The organism is Collinsella sp. AF18-8LB (assembly GCF_003459795.1).
Taxonomy (GTDB): Bacteria; Actinomycetota; Coriobacteriia; order Coriobacteriales; family Coriobacteriaceae; genus Collinsella.
Genome location: NZ_QRWU01000018.1, coordinates 1 through 6,226 on the forward strand (window position 1 = coordinate 1; position 6,226 = coordinate 6,226).

Consider the following 6,226-nt stretch of genomic DNA (forward strand, 5'->3'; position numbering starts at 1 on the left):
ACAAACCACCTCTCTTCATGAGCCCCGCAGTCCGCTCCGACTGCGGGGCTTTTGCTATTGAGTTGTGAGCATATGAGGGAGGTAAACAAGATCAAATTTGATTAGACGCTCAGATCATGAGACGCCTGAAACCAAACGATGACTCCCAGAATCCTAATTCGGCGTTTGTCCAGCACGATATCCGGTTCCGCTGTGCGATATGAGTGGGATGAGAGCATCACGGTATTCGTGCCGGTGCTATAACGCCGTATGACGATTCTCGAATTATCGGCCAAGGCGAGGACGGAGCATCCGTTCCAGGGTTTTAGGCTGGGATCCACGAGGAGAAGGGATCCAATCGGGTAGCATTTGGACATGGCGGATGTGTCCATTTGAACAAAGAAGCACTCGCGATGTTTCTTGAATACGGATGAGGGAAGCGCGGTTGTTCCGGTTTGTTTAAGTCCCGTTCTGCCTCCTGTCATCTGGATTTTAAATACATCGCAAAGGGAATCAGTAGTAACTTCTTTGGATTCCCCCTTCCGCCCCTCGTGGTCGAGCTTTGCGGCAAGCCCTGCGGTTTCAGATGTGAGGTCGTCGAGCTGCAGGTTAAATGTCGATACTATCTTGAGCAACGTTGAGCGGCGGATTGCATAACGATCCTTTTCCCAGCGGCATACCGTTTCTTTGGAGACGCCGACGAGTGTCGCGAGCTCCTCCTGTGTTAGCTGATCGCGCTTGCGAAGCGCCTTTATGTTTTGACCCGTTCCCATTTTATGAAGTGCGGACGAGGGGAAGGCAGAGGCAGTTGGGACCGCCAAAGCCGTTTGTCAGCTCGAAGATAGAGATGGGAACAAGTTCAATACCTGCCTGCTCCAGCGCTTTGTTGGTTTTGACGTTTTCTTCGTATACGCAGACCTTGCCGGGCTCCAAACAAAGGGTGCTTGTGGCATTGTTGGACCTTTCGACCTCTGCTGCTCCGGGATTTGAGCCACCGCAAAAGATAAATTGCAACGAATTTGAGCCCAGAGCTAATCTCAGCGCTTCTTTCAGACCGCCTTCGACATGACGCGCCCGGGTTGTCCTTTCCGATCTGCCCCGTGTAATGCGGTAGACCCGTGCTTGATCGAGAAGCTCACGGTCAACGAGGAATGTCTCGTAGCCAACGCGAGCGAAATATGTGTCGAGATGGATACAGAGGTCATCGTAGGGGACCTGTATGGCCCATACGGACTCAATAGCAGAGTTCTCATCCCAGAGCAAGTTATTTGCTAGGGTGTCTATCGCCGCTGGCTCGGTTCGTTGGGAGATTCCAACGGCTACGTTTTCGCAGTTGAGGTTGTGCAGGTCGCCGCCTTCAAAGTGGTAAGTCGATTCATGCTTGAAGAACTGAGGAGCCTCGCGGAAATCTGGGTGATATGTAAAAATCGTTTTGTAGGCGATAACCTCACGGTTGCGCTCCGGCCAGTACATATGGTTGAGTGTGACGCCTTCGCCGATGACGCTCGCCGGGTCGCGTGTGAACCACATGGTGTTAAGGGGGCTTACGAGAAGGTCGTCGGGCGAGTATGCATCTCCCGTCAGTTTTGCGAGGCTGAATATCTCCTTATCCGTATCGAAGACCTGGGAATAACGGATGCCGTTGACGGCCGCTTGGGCCAGAGCGCGGGAGCCCTCGATGTGCTCGAGGTAATCGCGAATAGCGGACTCGAGCTCAATGCCGCACGCGCCGCATTCTCTAATGAAGCTATCGATAAAGGAGCGACGCGCTTGGTCTGTCGCATCAAGGGCTTCGGTAAGAAGGTTTTCAAGATAGAGAATCTCTACTCCTTCGCGCTCGAGCATCGTCGAGTAAGCATGATGCTCCTTGAGAGCCTTTTCAAGATCGAATGAGCTGCTAGACGGGCGTAGCGTAAAGACTTGATTGAACTGCCCGTCGGGGTAATTGCGCGTTTCGGAGCCGGGGCAGTGCAGGAGGGCCTTTTTTAGCTTTCCTATTTCGTTTTGAACATGTAGTGCGGACATAAGACCTCGCTTTGGCGATGAGTATTGATTGCTTCCATAGTGGCACATTACGAGATTGATTCAATTTACATCATATTTGTCACAGGAGAATGGCATGAACAAGGCTAGTAATTGATGTTAAACATCTATTTAAAGAGACAATTGACGAATTACATCAATCTGGAATCCGTTTACGGGTCGATGCGCTTCGTTGACGGGCGAAGAGACGGAAGGATGTTTTGCGCGATGACACAATGGCTTTGCCGGCAACGAAAAACCCCTGAATTAAGGAGGAGAGATGGCAGAGACAGAAAAGAAGCGCACTCTTCGAGTCCCGCACGTGTACACCATCATTCTCGTCTTGATGGCCGTATTTGCCGTTCTGACCTGGGTCGTGCCTTCGGGTTCGTTTGAGCGCCAGGAGGTTAACGGTCGCGAGGTAACAGTCTCGGGCACCTATGAGCCTGTCGATAAGGTCTATACGGACGAGGACGGCAACGAGGTCGATCTTCGCCAAGGCATCTTCGAAGTACTTGAGGCCCCTGCGATCGGCATCCAGCAAGCGGTCGAGGTCGTTGCATTCATTATGATCGTGGGAGGTTCCTTCCAGGTCATCACGGCGACCGGAGCCATCACGAGCGGCGTCGCCCGAGTGGTGAAGAAGTTCAAGAGCAAGGACGTCCTCATCATTCCGATCCTAATGGTGCTTTTTGCCTTGGGCGGCAGCACCTTTGGTATGGCAGAGGAGACGCTTCCGTTCTTTGCGATTCTTATGCCGATCATGATGGCCATGGGCTTCGACTCAATTACAGCGTTCATGACGGTGTTTGTGGGTGCCCGTATCGGATACATCGCATCTACCGTTAACCCGTTCAACGTCCTGATTTCCCAGGGTATCCTCGGTATCCAGGGCAACCCCCAGCTTTGGTTGCGTACTATCGCCCTTGTCGTGCTCACTGCAGTTGCCATCGCATGGGTTGTGATGTATGCCCTCAAGGTTAAGAAGAATCCCGAGACATCCCCAGCTTTCCACGATGATATCGAGAAGCGCAAAGAGTTTGGCGCGGACGAGAATCTCCTCGATAGCGAGTTCACCGCTAGGCAAAAAGCCGTCATGGTTATTTTCGTGCTTGGACTTGGCGCTATCATTTGGGGTCTGGTAACCCAGGGCTGGTACATGAACGAGATCTCTGCGATTTTCTTGGCCATGGCTCTTCTTTCGGGTGTTGTTTCCGGGATGAATGAGAAGGAGATCGCTGGCGAGTTCGTTAAGGGAATTGCAGACTTCGCGTTCTCTGCCATCGTTGTTGGCCTCGCCCGCGGAATCCTCGTAATCGCCAATGACGGCCTCATCATCGATACGATTCTCAACACGCTCGCCACGGCTCTCTCCGGAGTTCCGGCAGTTATCTTCACGAGCATCCTCTATGTCGTGGATAACCTTCTGTCGATCCTCGTTCCGAGCTCCTCAGGCATCGCTGCTCTTACGATTCCCATTTTCGGCCCGCTTGTTGAGCTGATGGGCTTAAACCCCGAGGCCGCAGTTACTGGTCTTTCCATGGGTAGCGCGGCCATGTCTCTCATTTCGCCAACAAGCGCGATGCTCGTTGCCGGTCTTGGCGTCTGCAAGATTCCGCTAGGCCAGTGGTGGAAGGTCGCTTTGAAATTCTTCCTGGTCGTAAGCGTTATCTGCATGGCATTCACTGCGGTTTCGGGTCTTATCCCCCTGCCGTAAATGCAAAACCCCACATACAAGTTGTGAGAAAGAAGGATAGAGATGAACAAAGGACTGAACGTTCATAGCGAGATTGGCGCCCTCAAGAAGGTGTGCGTCCATCGCCCCGGTATGGATCTTGTAAACATGAAGGCGGAGGATTTCGACCGCGTTTGGATTCACGACGCGTTCTATCTGGACTATGCCCAGAAAGAGCACGATCAGTTTACCGACCTTCTTCGCGGCGCTGGCGCCGAGGTCGTCTATATGGAAGAGCTGCTCGCTGAGACGTTTGACAAAGTCGAGGGCACTCGCGCAGAGTTCATGACGAAGTTCATGGGTGAGTCCGGCATCTCCAACGCGGCCCTTCGCCAGGCCGTTGTCGAGAAGCTTGATTCGATTAAGGACAACAAGGAGTTTGTCCTTGCTGCCATGGGCGGCCTCTACGTTCGCGACCTCGAGATCCCCAAGGTTGGCGGTTCTCTTGCCAGTATGGACGGCGAGGAGTTGAAGGCTGACGATATGGTGCTGTTCCCCATGCCGGCCTCGTATTTCTCCCGTGACCCTCTGGCTGTCGTGGGCAAGGGCGCTACCATGAACCGCATGTACTGGAATCAGCGCAATCGCGAAGTAATCTTCTACGAAACGGTGCTGCGTAACCATCCTGATTACGCCGGTAGCCCCATTTGGTACGACCACAACAGCGAGTGGCATATCGAGGGCGGCGATATCCTCAACATCAACGCCAAGACGCTCGCCATCGGTATTTCCGAGCGCACCCAGACTGCAGCCATCGATGAGCTCGCCAAAAATATGTTCTGGGGTTCCGATGAGGCCGAGATCGAGAACATCTATGCCATCAAGATTCCGCACGGCTATGCCTACATGCACCTCGACACCGTCTGCACGCAGGTCGATCGCGATAAGTTCACGGTCTATCCCGGCATCTACCAGACGCTTCGTGCCTACCGCCTGACCAAGGGCGATTCGGAGGGGGAGGTGCATATCGAGGAACTCGAGGGCACCCTGCAGCATATCCTCGAGCTTGCGACGGGTATGGACCATATCACCATGATTGAGTGCGGTGGCGGCGATCCGATCGAGGCTTCCCGTGAGCAGTGGAACGATGGTTCCAACACTCTTGCGGTCGCACCGGGCAAGGTCTGCGTGTATGAGCGCAACGTTGTCACCAACGATGCTCTTTACAAGGCCGGCGTCGAGCTGCTCGTCGCCCCCTCCGAGGAGCTTTCTCGCGGTCGCGGCGGCCCGCGCTGCATGACCATGCCGTTCTGGCGTGAGGAAATCTAGTCAGCGTTAGCGTATCTGGGCGGCGCGTGTGCGTCTGCGCCGCCCATCCCTCCTTGTGTGTTCCAACAACCGAAAGGACTCAAATCATGGCTCTTAATCTTTCTGGTCGAAGCGTTCTTACCCTGCTTGACTTTACGTCCGAGGAAATCGAGTACATGCTCGACCTCTCAAAGAACTTCAAGGATATGAAGCGCGCCGGTTATCCACACCGCTTTCTCGAGGGCAAGAACATTGTCCTGCTGTTTGAGAAGACCTCCACGCGCACGCGCTGTGCCTTCGAGGTCGGCGGTATGGACCTGGGTATGGGCGTGACCTACCTCGACCCCGGCTCGTCGCAGATGGGCAAGAAAGAGTCCATCGAGGATACCGCCCGCGTGCTCGGTCGCATGTATGACGGTATTGAGTATCGCGGCTCCGACCAGTCGATCGTCGAGGAGCTTGCCGCCAAGGCTGGCGTTCCCGTCTGGAACGGTCTGACCAACGAGTACCATCCCACCCAGGCCCTTGCCGACATTCTCACCATGCGTGAGGAGTTCGGCGACACGCGCGGCATGAAGCTCACTTACATGGGCAAGGAGCAGGGCAACGTCAGCGACTCCCTGATGGTTATCTGCGCCAAGCTCGGCATTAACTTCTGCTCCTGCGGACCCAAGGGCGATGTCGAGGGCGCCACGCACTTCGATCCCGAGCTTCTTGAGCGCTGCCAGGAGATCGCCGCTCAGAATGGCTGCACGATCCAGCTCACTGAGGATATCGACGAGGGCGTCAAGGATGCAGACGTGATCTATACGGACGTTTGGGTCGGTATGGGCCAGGCTGAGGAGCTGTGGAAGAGCCGAATCGATCTTCTCTCTCCCTATCGAGTAACGCCCGAGGTCATGGCCAAGGCAAACCCCGGCGCCATCTTTATGCACTGCCTGCCGAGCTTCCACGATACGCAGACCACCATCGGCGCCGAGATTGCCGAGAAGTTCGGCGTGACCGAGATGGAGGTTTCCGATGAGGTCTTTGAGAGCGCGCAGTCTCGTGTGTTCCAGGAGGCCGAGAACCGCATGCATACCATTAAGGCCATGATGTACGCGACGCTTCGCTAGTAGCTGGGAAGTGAACGAACACTATGAGTAAACCGTACGGTAAGCCCGACCGCATCGTCGTCGCCCTCGGCGGCAACGCCCTCGGCAACAACCCCGTCGAGCAGATCGAGGCCGTGAGCAACACCGC

At 54.8% G+C, this 6,226-nt stretch carries 5 protein-coding genes and 1 pseudogene; 4 read left to right on the forward strand and 2 right to left on the reverse strand.

Annotated features, from left to right (window positions below):
- Positions 1–101: 101 nt before the first annotated feature.
- Together DWX25_RS09830 and DWX25_RS09320 are read right to left on the reverse strand one after the other, a co-directional pair.
- Positions 102–752 carry a LexA family transcriptional regulator gene (locus DWX25_RS09830; protein WP_117799420.1) on the reverse strand — a complete coding sequence of 217 codons (651 nt, stop codon included), beginning with the start codon at positions 750–752 and terminating at the stop codon, positions 102–104.
- A 1-nt stretch (position 753) separates the two neighbouring features.
- Positions 754–2,004, reverse strand: coding sequence for an arginine deiminase family protein (locus DWX25_RS09320; protein ID WP_158557601.1), 1,251 nt, complete (start codon positions 2,002–2,004; stop codon positions 754–756).
- Positions 2,005–2,281: 277 nt separating this feature from the next.
- On the opposite strand from DWX25_RS09320, the gene DWX25_RS09325 reads away from it, so the two are divergent.
- The 4 genes and pseudogenes from DWX25_RS09325 to DWX25_RS09340 all read left to right on the forward strand — a co-directional run.
- Positions 2,282–3,718 carry a YfcC family protein gene (locus tag DWX25_RS09325; RefSeq protein WP_199412350.1) on the forward strand — a complete coding sequence of 479 codons (1,437 nt, stop codon included), beginning with the start codon at positions 2,282–2,284 and terminating at the stop codon, positions 3,716–3,718.
- 42 nt (positions 3,719–3,760) lie between these two features.
- Positions 3,761–5,005 (forward strand): arginine deiminase family protein, encoded by a 1,245-nt coding sequence (locus DWX25_RS09330; protein WP_117648555.1) that lies wholly within the window; start codon positions 3,761–3,763, stop codon positions 5,003–5,005.
- Positions 5,006–5,091: 86 nt separating this feature from the next.
- Positions 5,092–6,099 carry an ornithine carbamoyltransferase gene (argF, locus tag DWX25_RS09335; RefSeq protein ID WP_117584179.1) on the forward strand — a complete coding sequence of 336 codons (1,008 nt, stop codon included), beginning with the start codon at positions 5,092–5,094 and terminating at the stop codon, positions 6,097–6,099.
- Between the two features lie 23 nt (positions 6,100–6,122).
- Positions 6,123–6,226: pseudogene (locus DWX25_RS09340) on the forward strand (carbamate kinase); the annotation flags it as partial.